Here is a 3,826-nt window from a genome sequence, read left to right as displayed (position 1 = left end):
AAAGTTGGTTTTGCGTAGTGTGTGGGCATTTCAGGCATGAGAACAGACTCGCGTTTTTCCGGAAGAACTGCGGGGATTTTTGATTAAACAATACTCACCGCAGAGCGGAATTTTATGCAACGCCGGCTGTGCGGCACAGGGATTTTTAATCCCCAGTATGTCAGAGGGTGCGGATGACGGTTCCCGTCTGGCGTTTTCATGGGCGCCGGTTGTCAAAAAATGCCAGCGTGATCGGTCGAAGGATAAACGTAGATTAATCAGTGATGATTGAGCGCGAATCTGACAACGAGTATAGCGACACAGCAACAAAAAAGACGCCAGAAACGCGCAGGAGTGTTTTAGCGTGTCTCCGGCGTGATGTCGAGTTGTGCGGTAATGAGTGAGCGAAAAAAATCCCCTGGATTACAGGGGGAACCCATTATCAGACTTTGAAGTTTATTTGTTATTTGATGGAGTGAGCACGAATCCCAGAGATGACGTTCAGGTGGCAAGGAAACGCGCTCAGACGCTTTCTAACGCACTTTTTTGCATCGGGCAATTATTTTATATGTTTTGGTGGGTTCAGGCTGTCAGAGACGTTTTGAGCGCGTTTCTGGCGCTTGCTGCTACTGCCAAACCATCCCCATGGCCAGTTGATGCCAGAAACGCGCAGGAGTTTTGTAGCGCGTCTCCGGTCCCTGATCAATGAATTCCCGGTCATTAACATGCGTTTACCCGGAAACGCGCCCTGATGTTCTATCGTATCGCGGGAACGGTGTCGAGGGTGTCGGGGCAAAGCCCTGACCAGGTGGTAATCGCATAGCCGTGCGTGCGCGGTTATACGATTACACATCCTGTCCCGGAATCAGGATTGTTTTTCGCGCACAACTGCGGCAAATTCACCCCGTTGCGGTTGCAACGATGGGTATATCAAAACTACGAAAATTATTCAGGCATTTGCTACCCCCCTTGCCCTGGCCTCCACCAGTCACGGGGGATTTTTTTGTTGTCTCTCATGACGAACTACGGCAAATTTCTGACGTTGCAAACTGCAACACATAAAACACACACAAAACTCACAATTGCCATGTCCTCATTGACACCCCCTTGCCATATAGGGGGATTTTTTCGCCTGTCCTGATTGTCTTTTGCCGATGGTTACGGCAGATTGGAAAAGAGCGCATTTGTGGTGCTCTCTCCAGAATAATATTTCTCATTACTCAAACTCTGATGGCTTCCCCCTGTAATCCAGGGGGATTTTTTAATTTATCGCTATGCTTCGTAATTCATTCAGAATACAGACAGTATGGTTAATCAGTTTTTCATCATTTTTGCAGTGTTTGCCCTGTCCTGCATCAGAACGGTAAATACAGGAATCTCTTTATGACGAATCCTCCATATTCAGGATTTTTTATGTAGCGTCTACTACATGCGATCCGTTGGTAAACCGTTAGTTATATATTAATTATATCTTAATTATATACACACCAGGTTAGTTATACCTTGGTTATATGTTAATTATATCTTGGTTATACTTTTGTTATGCGTCAGTTACAGAGGCGTTTTGAGGGTAAATTCTGGAGGCACGTGACCGACTGTATACAAAATGCTGGCGCATTTTGATACGTCGACGTGCCAAAGGGGACTCCCCTTTGAAACCCCGCCAGAATTAAAACCGGCCTGTCTTTCTACAATATTCAGCTCTGGCTATACACCAACCTATATTTTCTCCTTTGGCATAATGAAGCGCATCATTCCATTTTTTCCATGCTCCAATGTAATCGCCTTCACGCTCCAGTCTGACAGCTTCGTTTGCGGGTGAAAAATATTTATTTTCTAAATAAATTGCTTTGTCCTGATTCATACTCGTATTTATATTTTTATTGGAATTAAAAAGAGCGGCCTGTCGGGTTAATACATATTGGCATGACTGTTGATATATCAGCCCAACTGCACGCTCGTAATCGTTTTAACGTGATTTTCGCAATATGGCAATCCGGGTTCGTCTGTCCGGTAATCAATAAAAACCGTGTGAAAAACGGGACAGGATGTGCATTTGTCGGACCGCGCACACACGACCGGACAAACGCCACCCGGTCATGGCTGCGCCCCGACACCCCGCGAACGTCTCTGGCCAGAACTGGCCATCACGCCGGGTCACGTTGTCAGATGTAAAAAAATCACGCGGTAAACGCCGTTATTCGCGGGTTTGCGCAAGCACCTCCCGTGCGTCACTTTGTCAAAACGTCAAAGTGACGCACATCAGGAACCGGCGGAACGTTCATGTTTATGACGACAACTGCACACAACGCAGACAGAAAATCGCGCACATATTCAGCAAAAAATAAGCGTCACGGGGTGTTAATGTCGCGCAGCCCACACACGACGGGGCTTGTGTGATAATTTTCAGTGACGTCACCTGGCGTGATGACCAGGTGACGCACAGCCGGACGTAAACACCAGTAACGGAGAAGGGAGAACGTGAACAAACAGCAGCAGACCGCGCTCAACATGGCGCGATTTATCAAAAGCCAGAGCCTGACGTTGCTCGAAAAACTGGATGCACTGGATGCAGACGAACAGGCCGCCATGTGCGAACGACTGCACGAACTGGCGGAAGAACTCGGTAACAGCATACAGACACACTTTGAAGCGCAGTACGGCACGGAACCATAAAGGGGCTGGCGAAAGCGGTCGCGGCTTGTCCGTGAGTGTTTTCGCCAGCAGACAAGCTCGTCAGGGCGCATCAGCGGGTTTTAGCGGGTGTCGGGGCGCAGCCATGACCCAGTCACGTAGCGATAGCGGAGTGTATACTGGCTTAATCATATGGCATCAGTGCGGGTTGTATGAAAAGTGCACCATGCCGGGTGTGAAATGCCGCACAGATGCGTAAGGAGAAAATGCTCGTCCAGGCGCTTTTCCGCTTCCTCGCTCACTGACTCGCTGCGCTCGGTCGTTCGACTGCGGCGAGCGGAGTCTGCTTGCTCAAAAACGGCAATACGGTTATCCACAGAATCAGGGGATAAGGCCGGAAAGAACATGTGAGCAAAAAGACAAAGGGCAAAAAAAGCCGCGCCGCTGGCGTTTTTTCCATAGGCTCCGCCCCCCTGACGAGCATCACAAAAATCGACGCTCAAGTCAGAGGTGGCGAAACCCGACAGGACTATAAAGATACCAGGCGTTTCCCCCCGGAAGCTCCCTCGTGCGCTCTCCTGTTCCGACCCTGCCGCTTACCGGATACCTGTCCGCCTTTCTCCCTTCGGGAAGCGTGGCGCTTTCTCATAGCTCACGCTGTTGGTATCTCAGTTCGGTGTAGGTCGTTCGCTCCAAGCTGGGCTGTGTGCACGAACCCCCCGTTCAGCCCGACCGCTGCGCCTTATCCGGTAACTATCGTCTTGAGTCCAACCCGGTAAGACACGACTTAACGCCACTGGCAGCAGCCATTGGTAACTGGATAGTGGATTTAGATACGCAGAACTCTTGAAGTTGAAGCCTTATAGCGGCTACACTGGAAGGACAGCATTTGGTATCTGTGCTCCACTAAAGCCAGTTACCCGGTTAAGCAGTCCCCAACTGACTTAACCTTCGACTAAACCGCCTCCCCAGGCGGTTTTTTCGTTTACAGGCAGCAGATTACGCGCAGAAAAAAAGGATCTCAAGAAGATCCTTTGATCTTTTCTACTGAACCGCGATCCCCGTCAGTTCAGAAGACGAAGATGGTGCAACGGTTCCTCCTTGTACATCACGAATATAGTTTGCTTGACATCCTGACAAGAATAATATTGTAATTAGAAAAATTATTATTTTCATATTTCTTTCCAACAAAAGTAAAAATACTTATGCATTT

4 protein-coding genes are annotated in these 3,826 nt (G+C 48.7%); 2 read left to right on the top strand and 2 right to left on the bottom strand.

What is annotated here, in order from left to right:
- Positions 1 to 1,648 precede the first annotated feature (1,648 nt).
- Entirely contained in the window at positions 1,649 to 1,843 is a 195-nt protein-coding gene (locus V2H41_RS13905; protein ID WP_116835902.1) for an ANR family transcriptional regulator, read from the bottom strand.
- Between the two features lie 617 nt (positions 1,844 to 2,460).
- Here V2H41_RS13905 and V2H41_RS13900 point away from each other — a divergent pair.
- Both V2H41_RS13900 and V2H41_RS13895 read left to right on the top strand, forming a co-directional pair.
- Positions 2,461 to 2,655, top strand: coding sequence for a Rop family plasmid primer RNA-binding protein (locus tag V2H41_RS13900; protein ID WP_001041629.1), 195 nt, complete (start codon positions 2,461 to 2,463; stop codon positions 2,653 to 2,655).
- Between the two features lie 664 nt (positions 2,656 to 3,319).
- Positions 3,320 to 3,463, top strand: a complete 144-nt coding sequence (locus V2H41_RS13895) for a replication initiation protein (protein ID WP_152896351.1) — start codon at positions 3,320 to 3,322, stop codon at positions 3,461 to 3,463.
- A gap of 194 nt (positions 3,464 to 3,657) precedes the next feature.
- Here the strand turns inward: V2H41_RS13895 and V2H41_RS13890 are convergent, their stop codons facing one another.
- Positions 3,658 to 3,789: a colicin release lysis protein gene (locus V2H41_RS13890; RefSeq protein WP_077521118.1), complete on the bottom strand. Its 132-nt coding sequence runs from the start codon at positions 3,787 to 3,789 to the stop codon at positions 3,658 to 3,660.
- Between the last annotated feature and the right edge of the window lie 37 nt (positions 3,790 to 3,826).

The sequence above is a fragment of the Niabella digestorum genome, from assembly GCF_036409055.1.
Classification (GTDB): Bacteria; Bacteroidota; Bacteroidia; order Chitinophagales; family Chitinophagaceae; genus Niabella; species Niabella composti.
The sequence above is the reverse complement of the archived record's forward strand: the minus strand, read 5'-3'. Positions and strand labels throughout refer to the sequence as shown.